The organism is Niallia sp. RD1 (assembly GCF_024219955.1).
GTDB lineage: Bacteria > Bacillota > Bacilli > Bacillales > Cytobacillaceae > Niallia > Niallia alba.
In genome coordinates this window covers 2,329,024-2,342,704 of sequence record NZ_CP100420.1, presented here as the reverse complement: position 1 = coordinate 2,342,704, position 13,681 = coordinate 2,329,024, and the positions used below count along the sequence as shown (strand labels likewise).

Below are 13,681 nucleotides of genomic sequence, written 5' to 3'. Positions count from 1 at the left end.
TCGGTATTAGCATTAAATTAACAATAAAAAAAGCAATGGAATTAGTTTTCCATTGCTTTTTACTTTATATGTCACTCAATTATCAACTTGGGATTAGTACCAAATTTACATCTTTCCATTCATAAATCACCAAACTCAATTCTTTTCCTTGGACTTCCGTTGTTGTTAATTCGTAAAATTCTGCACCCAATTTTTCATAGAAGAATTTTGATTTATTGTCATCTAATACTTCTACAAATATCCTTTGGTACCCTAACTCCTTTAACTTTGAGAATAATCTCTCGACCAATTTTTTTCCTATTCCTTGTCCTTGATATTCCTCACTGATATATATAGAGGTTAAATCTCCCGAATTCTCGAATTGATTTGTTTCCCTTTTTCCTCCATCGGCAACTCCAACTATTTCACCATCGTTAGTTTCTGCAACATAAACATAATTGTCAGCTCTTGATATGTTATTAATCCACTGTGGTATTCTTTTTTCGTAAGTCATTCTTTCTAAGAAAGAGTCTGGAATTATGTTTTTATATGTGCTCTTCCAACTATCAACATACACTCTCGCTATTGCTTCGGCATCTGACAATTTTGCTTCCCTAATATGCATACTTTCAAACCCCCGTTTTAATGTTTATTATTTCATATCGCTTTTTACAGAATGTTCAATTAATCTTAACAGTTAATTATGAAATTAGGGAAGAAATCTGAAGAATTTATCTCCATCTACTGCATATAGATTATATCCTTAATATTAAATTCTTTTTCTGCAATTCCTAACCTTTGTGCAGGAGTGCCAATTCTATCCTTTGTTTTATAAGCAAAGCAAAAATTGTAATATGTTCGAAGGATGGTAAGAGCCATTTGAGCATACTTAGGATTGAAATTGGAATAGATATAACTTTTGCCATCGCCACGGGCAGTGGTCAATGGTCTTTCTAAGATGGATAATCTCCTTCGAATGTGTTGGATAAAGGTGTTGGTCGCATTATCATTAACTTCCAGAATAAGATTAGCAATATCTTTTGGTTCAATTGATGACAGATTGGTTGTGCAATCTACCCATCTAAATCCTCTGTCAATAGTCGCTAAAGGATGCTCAATTGGATTGTCCGCATATTCAAAATGGCTGGAAACCCCCGTGTTAATTTCTTTATGGAATTGATGGGTGTGGAGTAGTTCCTCTAGTTTCAGGAACGCTAATTTCCTCAGAGACTTTGTATCATACCCAGAATTTATTCCCCAATTAACCAAATCCACCCTCGCTTGAACAAACTCCTCACGGGCTTGTTTTCTCGATTTCGTTTTATCCGTTTGGCAGAGAAAGTGATGGGCATCCGACAAGCGGAATTCATTGGCGAATACTCAAAAAGGGAAGTCATCAAAGAATTGTCTTCATCGGTCACGAAACGCCATTCAGAAGCCTTTATAAGTTGTTTGATAAGCCAGAAATGAGCAATCGTTGTATAAGTCGAATTGACGTGCAATCCATCCATATATCTCGCCCTGCGTTCAATCTTCTCTAAATCCTTCCGATACTCAACTTCTGTTTGTGTATCATTTTTTGATGGCGACATTGGGTAATGGGAATACTTTGGAGTACGAGCGTGTTTCTTGGCAAATTCATTTAAATGGTCCTCTTTCATAAGAACGGTATCAAGAGCAATATCCCCCAACGAAATATCCCAATCATATGCCACATCACTGCGGAACACATATCTTGAAAAGACATCGGCAGTAACCACGACACTGGTTGGAAACTGGCTTTCCTCCACATCATCATATTCGCTGCCGCCCATTCCTTTTTTGCGAACATTGTTAAGGAAATAGGTCATCTTATCAGTGTTTAACCACATTTCTTTAAAGTGCATCGCTTGAAGTGGTTTGGTCTCGTGTCGTTCCAAAAACTCCAAACATCTCCGATAAACAAATTCTAATTTGTTATAATATGTCCCACGCCCAATCTCCAAGATTTCACAAGCTCTTGTAATTGGAACACGGCTTAATAACAGTTTCGTAAACAGTGGCAGAACATCACTTCTTTGTTGGTGATAAGTGATGGACTTTCTGCCGCTCGGCAAGACATTGGTGAACTTCTTGCACGATTTGCACTGCCATCGTTGCGATTTACCTGTGCTTTTCCCTTGTTTATAAAATCTTTTCGGTTCATTGAATGGGGTAGAGCATTCGGAATTGCATCCTTCCTTATGAAACTGATAATCAGGCTCCAAATCTTGAACACTGTTGATTTGGATTAACCGTTCGATTTCTTGAGAAATTGACCAATTGGATAGAGTAACTGTACGGCACCCCAATGTGGCTAACTTGTTTGAATTAATGGGGTCGGGATTGCAATGAATGGTTTTATCCGTACCAGAACCCGATAATTTGTATCGGCTCGGTTTCCCTTTAGTTGGGAATTTTTCTTGTGGAAGTCCGTGCTATTTACAATAAGGGTTGGAGCAATAGTTATATTGGATTTGATGGGTTTTTCCATTGAAATCAATCGGCATAAACAACAAATCTTTGTGTTTTGTTCCGAACTGCTTTGGAGTCAAAACATTATAATCTTTAGCTCTTTCCGATATTTCTTCTGAAGAAACAGGGGAAGGAATAAAAACTAGATTATCTTCTTTGGTCGCCAATCGTTTTAATTTAGACAATTTTATCAGTCTCCACTAAATCCTCAATTTCCAATTGCTTCACAATCCGCCGATTATTACGTCTGTTTTCAATCCATTTTATAAAATCTTTATCATCTAAAATATTGAGCAGCAACATATCAACGACTTCGCTTTCACTATACTCCGTATATTCTGCGTAGGTCTTGACGATAGCTCGCACTCGTTCGGATATAAGCCAATCTACGTTTTCTGCTTTGTTGTTTTTAGGCTTTATAAACTTCAATTCTTATCGTCCTCCGTATTCTAAAATTGTTCATACAATTAGTATGTCCAATTAGCACACATTTTAACACAGTAATTGGAGACTGTCTGCTGGTCAGAAGACTTCTACCAATTTATATGCTAATTTTTATACGAATTTAGATTATAAACTTAGTAAAATGCCTATATATAAACAAATAAAAGAACTCCAATTCATATATGAATTAGAGTCCTAATTATATTACATATTTAATTTTTCTACCTTAATACCGAACCCGTTAGACATTTTATCAGCCTTTTTTAATACCTATCGTTTGCCGTATTTAATGCTTGTTTTAAATTACCTTCTCTTTGAACGATTTCTTGTTCTGCCTGATTTCGTTTTTGCTTTCCTTCTTCTTGCATATGTAACGTCTCTTCTAATGAACTCATCAATTTATGCTGGGTTTCTTTTAATGATTCTATTTCCAACATTGCTGGACGATTTTCATTTGCGATTTTTGCCATCTCCTGCACATTGGTCTCAAGCCTATTTGCACTCATTTTTGTTTGCGATTCAATTGCATGACGTTGTCTTAATAAAGTTAAAGCAATAGAAACTTGATTTCGCCACAATGGAATCGATGTCATGATGGATGACTGAATTTTATCAATGACCGTGCGATTTGTATGCTGAATCAGTCGTATTTGTGGAGCAGTTTGGATTGTAATTTCTCTGCTCACTTTTAAATCATAAATCCGTTTTTCGAGTAATTCAGCGAAATGAATTATATCATTTACCTCTTGCAGTTTCATTCGGTCACCGGATTCCTCTGCCAGCTTTTTTTGTTCCGGAATAAGCCTTACCGTCATTTCCTCATATTTCATTTCCGCTGCTGCAATATATATGTTCAGATCTTGAAAATAATTTTTGTTGTTTTCATACAGTTGTTCTAGTAAATGAATGTCTGCAGTCAGTACATTTTTACTGCGCTCGAGACGCACACTCATGCGATCGATTTGAGCGCTAGCCTTCTGGTAATTAGAAAGGACTTCATGGACACTTTTTGAAGGCTTGCTAAATAGTCTTCGAAAAAATCCTTTCTTTTTGACACGTAAATCATCTGGATTTATTTCATTTAGCTTCTCCATTAATTCACCAACAATATTACCGACTTCTCCAACATCTTTTCGCTGTACGTGCTCAATCAACATATGAGAGAAGGACAGCAATTTCTTCTGGGCTTCTGCCCCGTAAGCAATCATTGATCGGTGATTGGTTGGATCAAGTTTGTTCGCAAGTTCATATGCCCGTTTTTGATTTTCAGGTGATAAAACATCAATAAGGCGAACAGTTTCTGCTGTTTCGCCTTTTTGAACGAACAAATTATTGCTTTCTCCTAAAGGATCAGAGAAATAATCATCTGTAATTATGTTCTTTTGCCGTGCATCTGTCATTTAGGTCGCCTGCTTTCATCTAACAACTCCGTGTCTTTCTCCTTATAAGAAGTATGCTTTACAACATCTAACTCAAAATGTAAATCATCAATATCATCTGACAGTATTTCATGAAGATCGTCTTCTAGCGTTCTTGAAAGTTGCTCCAATGTTCTTCTCGTATCATTTAACGTTGCCTGCAGTGCTCGGTTCTTTTTGGGCTGTGCTGATAATAGCGCATATTTCTCCGCAATTTCCACTAATGAATCTAAGTGAGAATAATAGAATTTTTCCGCTTTATAAAAACGGCGTGGTTCTTCCTTCGTTAATCGATAAATTTTCTTTGTTACACGCATTAAATCTATTCTTTGTTTAAAAGACGGAAAATGACGGATGGAAAATACATGTCGGTTTAACCGACCAATTTTCTCATTCGCTTCCTTCAATTGTGTTTGAATAAATTTATATTCTTTCCTTGATAATCCTTGCCTTGCTATTAATTGATGTTTGATTACTCCGTCTGAGATAACATAGGAAACACCAGTTGCCACGACTCCATATACAACGGAAAGGATGAAATATTGGTCAAACGCCACATAACTGATTAGCCATGTTAAAGCACCTACAGGAAAAGAAATGCCTGTTCGGACTAAAAACATTAAAAATGAGTTCACTATAATCGACTCCTGCCTTCGTATTCCTTTATTTTTTATACGTTTCATTTCATCATTTGTTTCAAAAATTCACATTTTATTTAATTCTATTTTAACGTAAGCAAGCTATTTCTTGCTATAGACTTTAAATGGAATATTGTCTACGACTAAAGACGTATTTTGTTGTGTTTCCTTTAAATTATGTGTATGTGGAAAAGCATAAAAAAATGATTTGATCCTTTTATTCTATCAAATCTAAGCACATGTTTCATGTTTTCTCTTTTATTTGGTTGAATGTGGAAAACGTAAAAAAAAAAAGCTCCCCAAATGTAAAATTAGTTTTAACATTTGCGGGCTCTTTCATTTTCACTTATCCAAGACGATTTACCAATTTAGGTTGTGGCTGCTTTTTCTCTTTTGGTTCTGGTTCCATAAATGGCGGCTTTATAATTAAAGTAATTACGAAAGAAATAACACATAAAACAGATATTACTGTAAAGGTTGCATGAAATCCTCCGAGTACTGCTGCGATCATAGAGCCGGCTAATGCTCCAAACCCAAAGCCTTGATAGATTATTCCATAGTTTTTGCTTTGATTTTTTAAGCCAAAGAAATCAGCAATGATGGCAGGGTATACGGTAATTACGCCTCCGAAACAGAACGCGATTGCTGCTACACAAGCAAAGAATAATGGGAAGCTTAATGGAACTACATTTAAAACAGTTACTGCTACAGCTGTTACGACTAATGTTCCAGAAACTACTTTTATTCGACCTACTTTATCAGATAACGCTCCAAGTATAATACGTCCGATTGTATTGAATATAGCAACTAAAGCAACGGCATTGGCAGCTGTCGCTACATCTAAATGTGCTAAGCTAACACCAATATCTTTTACAATTCCGATTAAATATAATCCACTCATACATGCAGTAAAGAAAATCACAAAGAGTAAATATGCTTGCTTTGTTTTTAGCATTTCTTTGACTGTATAATTCTTTTGCTCTGGCGCTAAAGAAGTTGTAGTTGTTTCTACTTCCCGTGCTTCTTTTAAAAGGAATGATCCGCCGACAACCATCGTTAAAGCGATAATTCCCCAAATTAAGAAGGCTGTTGAAACACCATAAGATGCGATTAAACTTGTATTTATATATTTAAACACTAAGCTACCGGTTCCATACGCTCCTACAGAAATACCTGATATTAGACCTTTCTTCTCAGGGAACCATTTAATTAAATTTGATAAAGAAGTAATATAAGCAGTCCCGTCTGCAAAACCAACACATACGCCTGCTATAAGATAAAGCATCGATAAAGATGATACTTGAGAAGTTAACATTAATCCCCCGCCAAGCATAATCCCAGCAAAGGCAATTAAGCGACGCAGACCCAATTTATCTTGAATTTTTCCGGCAAAAAGGGTTGCGTATGCTAGGGCAAAGCTGGTAATGGAAAAAGTGATTGCCGTTGCGCTCAAATCCCATCCAAATTTATCAACGAGGGGCTGATTGAATAAGCTCCACGTATAAATTGTCCCTAGCCCCATTTGAACAATAATTGTACCAATAACGATAAGAAGGCGATTTCCGTTTCGTTCTTTCATTCCGATCTCCTCTTTCTACACGGTTTATAAACTGTATTTTCTACTATAAAAGGTTGCTTATGCTTTCTATTTATAGTTAAATTATACCGCCTGAAAGACTTTTGAAACCGGTATCAGAATGAAATGCCCTTTATTCGGAATGAATGGTAATTACAGATGCATAATTTGTCGAAACTCTTTTGCTTTACTTCTACTAACAGGGATTTCTGCCTTTATGTCCTTTAATCTGACTAGATACGTATGATTAAACCATGGCACAATTTCATGGATTTTCGAGAGGTTCACCGTATAAGATCGATGACAGCGGAAAAAAGTATCCTGTGGCAACTTACTGTGAAAATCAGAGATACTCATTGGCATCATATATTCTTCTGATTTGGTATAAACTAATGTTACTTTTTCGCTTGCCTCTGCATAATAAATATCATTAACATCTGTTACAATAATATTTTCATTTTTACGCAAGTTAATACGGCGATTTACCTCTATTGTCACTTCTTCTGCCCCACCGGTGTCTTTTTGAAAAGCCGTTTCTAGTTTGGTAAGCATTGCCGCAATACGCTTTTCTTCATACGGCTTCAGAATATAATCGAATGCCTCTAATTCAAACGCCTGTGCTGCATGCTCTTTATAAGCTGTCGTAAAAATAATATAAGGCTTTTTCGCAAATTTACTAATATTGCTTGCCAAAAGCATTCCGTCTAAAGAAGGAATATTAATATCCAAGAAAATCGCATCGACTTCTTCTGCTTGTAAAAATTTAAGCACATCTAGGCCGTCCTCAAAAGAAGCAACAATCTCCATATTGCTATGTGTTTGAATTAAGTATTCTAATTCTTCTTTTGCTGGTATTTCATCCTCTACAATAATTGCTTTCATGCTATCTCCTTCGTTATATCAAAATAAACTTCCGTCCCTGGCTCTAATCTGCGAATGACTAAGCCTGTTCCATATGTTAATTTTACTCGTTGATGGACATTCGTTAAACCGATTTGTTTTGATGATACTTCATCTTTTGCTAAACGATTAATCACATCCTGAGCAATTCCTTCACCAGTGTCTCGTACACTTACTCTTACCGTTTCTCCTAAATCTTTGACTGATATTGTCACTACTCCCGGACCTTTTCGTTTTAAAATTCCGTGCACAACCGCATTTTCTACTAAAGGTTGAATAAGAAGACTTGGGAGCTTGATATGTGTATCATCTATCTCATAGTTCACTTGTAGTCGATTTCCAAATCGAGCCTTTTCAATTTGAATATAGTCTTTTACTTGTTTTAGGGCTAGCTGGATATCAATAAGCTCTTCCCCTACCTCTAAGTTGTAACGCATATAACCAGACAAATTAATAATCAATTCTCGAGCTTTTTCTGGATCACGACGAGTAGTCGATGCAATCGCGTTTAGCGCATTAAATAAGAAATGAGGATTGATTTTTGTTTGTAATGCTTTTAGTTCCGCCTTATTTGCTTCTTCTTTCATTTGCTCCACTCTCGATACTTCCATAAGCGTCGAGATAATTTGTGCCAACCCAATTGCCATTGTCTGCAATGTATAGGTAATCGTATAGGCTTTTCGGTAATAGATTTTCAAAGTACCGGTTACAACGCCTCTTTCTTCCAGCGGAATGACCAATAAACAATGAATCTGTGGGGTATGGTGATCAGCGATATTATTTCGAATTGTAATCTTACCACTTCGGACCGTTTCCTTCGTTAAGTCACTGATAATCTCTTGGCCAATCTTGTATTTTTCTTCTCCAAATCCAACATAGGCAAGAACATCCTTTGTATCGGTAATAGCTACTGCATCCGCCCGGATATCTTCTTTTATAATTGTACAAATCGTACGCAATGAATTGCCATTAATAGAACGAAAATAAGGTAATGTTTTATTAGCAATATTAAGGGCTAGCTGTGCCTGCTGTGCTGCGATTCTTTCCTTTTCTCCTTCTACACTAGCAATCATTAAGACAATTAACCCGATACTGCCTTGTCCTAAAATCATTGGTAAGGCAATTTTTGACACAATGTCTACCCCTAAATCGAAGGGGTCTGCCATAAGTAAAATCAGAATCATAGTTAACATTTCACATAGCATTCCAGCGACTATCCCATATATCCAACGACTATTCTTTTTCACTCGATAATGTATATAACCTGATACTATCCCTGCAAGAATACTTGTAATTAAACAGGGGACAGAGGTTACGCCGCCAATATCAATTAAGTAACGATGCACGCCTGATACAATTCCAGTCACAATTCCAACCCATGGACCAAAGAGGATACCGCCTGACATAATCGCAATTGTGCGGATATTCACAATAGAACCTTCTACTTGGATTCCAGAATAGGTACCAAATAAGGCGAAAGCACAAAATATCAGCGTGATTAATGTTAGTTCTGTTGGAGAGTGATGATCCTTTTGCAAGGTTTCTTTAAATTTCGGTACTCTCGTCATAAAAAATAAGGTTATCAGTAAAAGGGCAGCTCGTTCAAATAATTGAATGAGCATTTGTAATTCTAGGGAAGAGTCCATTTTTCTTCCTCCTTGTGTTTAAAAAGTCTTTGCTGTTTGTTTTTATAAGTAGTGACACACTTAGTTAATAAATCAAAAAAGAATCCTCTAGCCTGCTGACTTCTCCACTTTCCACATCGACAAAGTAATCACAGTCAAATTTTCCGCATAGTACCCACTTGTTATCGCCTGAATCAAACACATAGTAAGGCGTTAAAGTAAAATATGGCTTCAGTTTATTATAAGCCTCTTCTTTGCTCACTTTTATCTCTTTTATCTCTTTTTGTTCATCGTCCTTTGTGTCCATGATTTTATCCCATAAGTCCTTTTTGTCCATGTAGTTTATTACATTTCCTTCATTATCAAGGAATATAAGAATTTTTTCTGCAAAAAGGCTTTTGGAAGCAGCTTTCTCAAGATTGGCATGCAAATAGGAGTTTTCTCTATTTAAATATTTTAGCATCCATTTACCTGATTCATGTGGATACTTCATTTGCAAAAATTCGATTATTCCTTGCATACATTTCTCTACTTCCTCATCTGTTATGGGCAAAGAGTCTGGATGTGGTACCCTTGAATAGGCATCCTCGATACTTACTTGATCATCCCACTGTAAATACTTTCTTTCAAAATTATCTCTCTTTGTATTCTGCCACACTATTTCTTTGTTTACGATTTTGGGAATACCCTTATCTAGCATAAATGGAACTGTGCCTTTTTGATCGTTTCTTATAAATGTTTCTTCCATGCCATATACGATAATAGTACCATCATCTTGAGGGAATTTTGCTAAAACGACCTGCTCTCTTGCTATTGCCTCTATGGGTGATGATAACGATAGCGTATACTCTTCCTCTAAGTCTTTCCTTTTCGATAATACGCTTATATTTTGAGAATAAAACGTTAACTCTCCCTTTTCATTAAACTCTACTTCGATAGAAACAGAGGGAGATAAGGGCACTCCATTCCACTGCTCTTGAAAATATAGCTCTCGTTCTGCTCTTTTTTTGCAAATAAAATCTTTCTCTATCTTTAACCCTGTGAAATTAGCAAGCCACTCCTTTACCTCTTCCACATCTTTATTAGGAAAAACAATACCGTTTTTTGCATACGTCAATCCTTGGACAAAAATAGCGGAGTGGAACTCTTTCGTGTGTATATTTATATCAACGGAAGCTGTGCCAGCTGGATTTTCCTCTTCATCTATCCAATTGGCATATTTATTAGGGAACCATTCCATATTTAAAAAATAGATCGTCTCGCCATCCAACATAAGACGCCGAAACAAACGATGTCTTCCTAAATAATAATCAGTTAGTCCCCATTGTTTTTTGGTTAAATCAACTAGCTCTTTTAGCCGTGCATCCATTCTATTCCTCCTTTATTTCACCACATCATTAATCGCTTCACACACATCATCTGCCAGCAGTCCATATGCCCCCTTTTTAGCTGCTGCAGCATCGCCTGCTAACCCATGAATATAAACTCCTAATCGAGCAGCTTCTACAACACTTAGCCCTTGTCCAAGCAAACCAGCAATCACGCCTGTTAATACATCTCCTGTACCACCCGTTGCCATGCCATCATTTCCAGATGTATTCACATAGGTGCCGCGGTTTCCTTCTGTGACGATTGTTCTTGCGTCCTTTAATACACAAGTTAGCTTCTTTTCTTTCGCAAATCTTTCCGCTACCTCGATTATATTTTCTGCAATCTCGGAAATTGGTTTATCGGTGAGACGAGACATTTCTCCTATATGTGGAGTAAGAATGATATTTTGCTTATTATGCTGTAATAGCTCAGGCTCTTTAGCAAGGATATTTATTGCATCTGCGTCGATCACGAGCGGAACTTCGCTAATCGAAAGTACCTTGCTTAACAAATAATGAGCTTCCTCCGATCCACCCATTCCAGGGCCAATGACAATCACACTCGCCCAATTAATTGCGTCCATTAACCAGTCTCCATCTAACTGCTTTTTTTGATATGTTGTGACAATGGCTTCTGGTAGCAAGCTTTGGATTATTTGCCGATTCTCCTCTGGTGTCACGATTCTTACTAAGCCGACTCCCATCCGATAAGCTGCTTTCGCAGAGAAATAAGCAGCTCCACTCATATTTTTTGAGCCAGCAATTACTAATATTTTTCCATATGTACCTTTATTCGAATAAGGGTTACGCTTAGGAATTTTAGCTAAATCCTCTATTGTATAAGAATATACTTTTGGAAATTCTTCTTCAAATCCTGCTTCTGTTATCCCAATGTCTTTAACCTTTACCATCCCGGCATAGGCTGCACCAGGATAGAGTACCAATCCTACTTTATTAAACGCGAACGTCACTGTTTTTGTCGCTTTTATGCCACATCCCATCACTTTTCCGTTATCCGCTGAAATACCAGATGGAACATCCACAGAGAGAACTTCTACATTCATTTGATTTATTTTGGTTATTACCTCCGCATACTTTCCTGATAACGGTCGTGACAATCCAATCCCAAACAAGGCATCTATAATGGTTGTATATTGATTTATCTCTATATCCTTTACCGACTTCACGCCATAATACTCTGCTATTTTCTTTTGCTGGTTGTTTTCCGGTGATCGTTTCTGTTCATTTCCTATAAATAAGATGTCTACCGCTATCTTTTGTAAATGGAGCAATCTTGCTACTGCATAGCCATCTGCTCCGTTATTGCCAGAACCACATACAATAAGCACCTTCGTTAAATCAAAAGATGCTAATTCCTCTATTACGGAAAGTGCTGCTCGTTCCATGAGAACCATTGAGGGCATTCCAATCTTTTCAATCGTAGTTAAATCACATCTTTTCATTTCCTCGCTATTTAGTAAATATTCCATCTATCCTCACACTCTCTAAAAATATTTTCTAAGCAACAACAGCGTTTCTTACTAAAATAGAATGTTTAATTACTTACCTTCTATTTTTTTTGATTTTTTCCTGCTCAATAAAAAAAGTATCCCCATTCGAAGGATACTTTTCGGAACATTTTACTGTCTTTTTTTCGTCTTTTTATTATTTAATTTCTCTGCTGCTGTTAGGGGTTCATTGGCAAATTCATGATCATATTGACGAGCCGTATCATTCTGTACTGCTTGTTTCGCATTTTTATGTTTATTTTTTGTCATGATTATCACCTCCAACCTTTATTCTCTCTTGCTCCATTCGAAATATGTAAGCTGGAAGGTGAATTTTTTGTAACAAAAAAACAGAGACTTCTTTTATGCCCTATTTAGCACAAGAAGTCCCTTTCTGTTATTTGCCATGAGTAACTATTTTAACTTTTTGCTTAATCGTTGTACTAAATACATCGCCTTTTTTATAAGCGATACCTGTTGCTACGATTAGCAGAATACCTGTTACAATAAAAACAGATTGAGCAGGGAAAACGCCTCCGAGTAAGCCACCTAGCATTGGTCCAAACATCCCTCCTAGCTGAGTTGCTGTTTGGTTTAAACTAAAGGCTCTGCCACGGAAGTCTTCTGCTGTTGATTTCACAACTAACCCATTCAATGCTGGGAATACCGCACAGAAGAAGAGACCGAAAATAAAACGAGTAATCGAGAAGCCCCAAATATTACTGAAAATAATTTGGGCAAAGGTACCAAGCCCACCGCCGAATAATCCAATAAATAAAACGCGGTTAAATCCAACCTTGTCTGCCCACTTGCCCCAATATGGCGCCATTATGACACTTGCAATCCCAGGAAGAGAGAAGATAATCCCCGCTAATAAGGAAGCTTTATCCATCGAACCGCCAACCTCTAATATATAAAGAGGAAGAATTGGTTCAATCGTCATGATTGAGCACGAGGTGACAACCGTTAAAAGGAGTACGAGCATAAGTGGCCTATTCGCAAAGGCAATTCGCAAGTCATTTCGAACAGATCCTTTTTCTTTACTAGGGGAAAAATTATCCTCTTTTACCCAGAAAATGATTAAAAACGTAGCGATAAAAACAAGCAGGCCAGCACTCGCAAAAGAAAGACGGTTACCGACTAATTGAGAAATCACTCCCCCAATTAATGGTCCCATAATCCCACCCGATGCTGACGCAGTGGAAATCATCGATAAAGCATAGCCTGTTTTATCTGAAGGGGTATTCGTTCCAATTAAGGCAATCGCCCCAGGAATAAAACCAGATAACAATCCTTGAAGAATACGAAGCACTAACAATTGATAAGGATTCGTAACAAATGCAGCTAACGTATAAACGACAAACAGCACAAATCCAGCGCGAATAATCATCGGTTTTCTTCCATATTTATCGGCAAGTCTGCCCCAAAATGGGGAAGCAAATGCTCCTGCAAAAAACGCTGCGCTAAACAGTACTCCAGACCAAATCTCTGTATTTTCATGAACATTTAACTCTAGAAGAAAAATTGGCAAAAAGGGAATTACCATGTTAAATGATGCGGAGGTAAAGAAAACTCCTATCCACAAAACAAGTAAATTCCGCTTCCAAATTTCCATTTAGTATCGCTCTCCTAAAACATCAGCAATCAATAACCAAGCCAATGAGATTTATTTCCTTCATCATAGCACATTACCATTTATTTTTATACCCGAAATTTTTATTTTCCGAATA

Annotated in this window: 14 protein-coding genes; all 14 read right to left on the bottom strand. The window is 36.9% G+C overall.

Annotated elements, in window-relative coordinates; genetic code table 11:
- Positions 1-82: 82 nt before the first annotated feature.
- The 14 genes from NKG37_RS11120 to NKG37_RS11055 all read right to left on the bottom strand — a co-directional run bounded on the left by NKG37_RS11120 (position 83) and on the right by NKG37_RS11055 (position 13,566).
- A complete protein-coding gene (locus NKG37_RS11120) occupies positions 83-604 on the bottom strand; it encodes a GNAT family N-acetyltransferase (protein ID WP_169187969.1) in 522 nt (173 codons plus the stop codon).
- 116 nt (positions 605-720) lie between these two features.
- Complete coding sequence (locus NKG37_RS11115) at positions 721-1,254, bottom strand: hypothetical protein (protein ID WP_235678803.1); 534 nt, start codon at positions 1,252-1,254, stop codon at positions 721-723.
- Entirely contained in the window at positions 1,230-2,309 is a 1,080-nt protein-coding gene (locus NKG37_RS11110) for a hypothetical protein (protein WP_235678802.1), read from the bottom strand. The genes NKG37_RS11115 and NKG37_RS11110 overlap by 25 nt, the downstream gene beginning before the upstream one ends.
- A 126-nt stretch (positions 2,310-2,435) precedes the next feature.
- Positions 2,436-2,657, bottom strand: coding sequence for a hypothetical protein (locus tag NKG37_RS11105; RefSeq protein ID WP_235678801.1), 222 nt, complete (start codon positions 2,655-2,657; stop codon positions 2,436-2,438).
- Positions 2,650-2,901, bottom strand: a complete 252-nt coding sequence (locus NKG37_RS11100) for a hypothetical protein (protein ID WP_169187968.1) — start codon at positions 2,899-2,901, stop codon at positions 2,650-2,652. Before NKG37_RS11100 ends, NKG37_RS11105 begins: the two co-directional genes overlap by 8 nt.
- A gap of 278 nt (positions 2,902-3,179) precedes the next feature.
- Positions 3,180-4,316 carry a toxic anion resistance protein gene (locus NKG37_RS11095; RefSeq protein ID WP_254416219.1) on the bottom strand — a complete coding sequence of 379 codons (1,137 nt, stop codon included), beginning with the start codon at positions 4,314-4,316 and terminating at the stop codon, positions 3,180-3,182.
- Complete coding sequence (locus NKG37_RS11090; protein ID WP_016202742.1) at positions 4,313-4,969, bottom strand: 5-bromo-4-chloroindolyl phosphate hydrolysis family protein; 657 nt, start codon at positions 4,967-4,969, stop codon at positions 4,313-4,315. Before NKG37_RS11090 ends, NKG37_RS11095 begins: the two co-directional genes overlap by 4 nt.
- Before the next feature lie 349 nt (positions 4,970-5,318).
- The gene (locus NKG37_RS11085) at positions 5,319-6,551 is read right to left on the bottom strand and encodes an L-lactate MFS transporter (protein ID WP_254416218.1); all 1,233 of its coding nucleotides are present in this window, start codon (positions 6,549-6,551) and stop codon (positions 5,319-5,321) included.
- A gap of 150 nt (positions 6,552-6,701) precedes the next feature.
- Positions 6,702-7,430, bottom strand: coding sequence for a LytR/AlgR family response regulator transcription factor (locus NKG37_RS11080; protein WP_101729605.1), 729 nt, complete (start codon positions 7,428-7,430; stop codon positions 6,702-6,704).
- Positions 7,427-9,094 carry a sensor histidine kinase gene (locus tag NKG37_RS11075; RefSeq protein ID WP_205835575.1) on the bottom strand — a complete coding sequence of 556 codons (1,668 nt, stop codon included), beginning with the start codon at positions 9,092-9,094 and terminating at the stop codon, positions 7,427-7,429. Before NKG37_RS11075 ends, NKG37_RS11080 begins: the two co-directional genes overlap by 4 nt.
- 64 nt (positions 9,095-9,158) lie before the next feature.
- Entirely contained in the window at positions 9,159-10,442 is a 1,284-nt protein-coding gene (locus NKG37_RS11070) for a hypothetical protein (RefSeq protein WP_254416217.1), read from the bottom strand.
- 12 nt (positions 10,443-10,454) lie between these two features.
- Complete coding sequence (locus NKG37_RS11065; protein WP_016202737.1) at positions 10,455-11,933, bottom strand: bifunctional ADP-dependent NAD(P)H-hydrate dehydratase/NAD(P)H-hydrate epimerase; 1,479 nt, start codon at positions 11,931-11,933, stop codon at positions 10,455-10,457.
- A gap of 150 nt (positions 11,934-12,083) precedes the next feature.
- Positions 12,084-12,221, bottom strand: coding sequence for a small acid-soluble spore protein O (gene sspO / locus NKG37_RS11060; protein WP_016202736.1), 138 nt, complete (start codon positions 12,219-12,221; stop codon positions 12,084-12,086).
- Positions 12,222-12,348: 127 nt separating this feature from the next.
- Positions 12,349-13,566, bottom strand: a complete 1,218-nt coding sequence (locus NKG37_RS11055) for an MFS transporter (protein ID WP_016202735.1) — start codon at positions 13,564-13,566, stop codon at positions 12,349-12,351.
- Positions 13,567-13,681: the final 115 nt, after the last annotated feature.

What these genes read in the sequence shown, in the direction of transcription:
- NKG37_RS11120 (WP_169187969.1), bottom strand. Translation starts at nt 604, where the DNA reads ATGCATATTAGGGAAGCAAAATTGTCAGATGCCGAAGCAATAGCGAGA.
- NKG37_RS11095 (WP_254416219.1), bottom strand. Translation starts at nt 4,316, where the DNA reads ATGACAGATGCACGGCAAAAGAACATAATTACAGATGATTATTTCTCT.
- NKG37_RS11085 (WP_254416218.1), bottom strand. Translation starts at nt 6,551, where the DNA reads ATGAAAGAACGAAACGGAAATCGCCTTCTTATCGTTATTGGTACAATT.
- NKG37_RS11080 (WP_101729605.1), bottom strand. Translation starts at nt 7,430, where the DNA reads ATGAAAGCAATTATTGTAGAGGATGAAATACCAGCAAAAGAAGAATTA.
- NKG37_RS11075 (WP_205835575.1), bottom strand. Translation starts at nt 9,094, where the DNA reads ATGGACTCTTCCCTAGAATTACAAATGCTCATTCAATTATTTGAACGA.
- NKG37_RS11070 (WP_254416217.1), bottom strand. Translation starts at nt 10,442, where the DNA reads ATGGATGCACGGCTAAAAGAGCTAGTTGATTTAACCAAAAAACAATGG.
- NKG37_RS11065 (WP_016202737.1), bottom strand. Translation starts at nt 11,933, where the DNA reads ATGGAATATTTACTAAATAGCGAGGAAATGAAAAGATGTGATTTAACT.
- sspO (WP_016202736.1), bottom strand. Translation starts at nt 12,221, where the DNA reads ATGACAAAAAATAAACATAAAAATGCGAAACAAGCAGTACAGAATGAT.
- NKG37_RS11055 (WP_016202735.1), bottom strand. Translation starts at nt 13,566, where the DNA reads ATGGAAATTTGGAAGCGGAATTTACTTGTTTTGTGGATAGGAGTTTTC.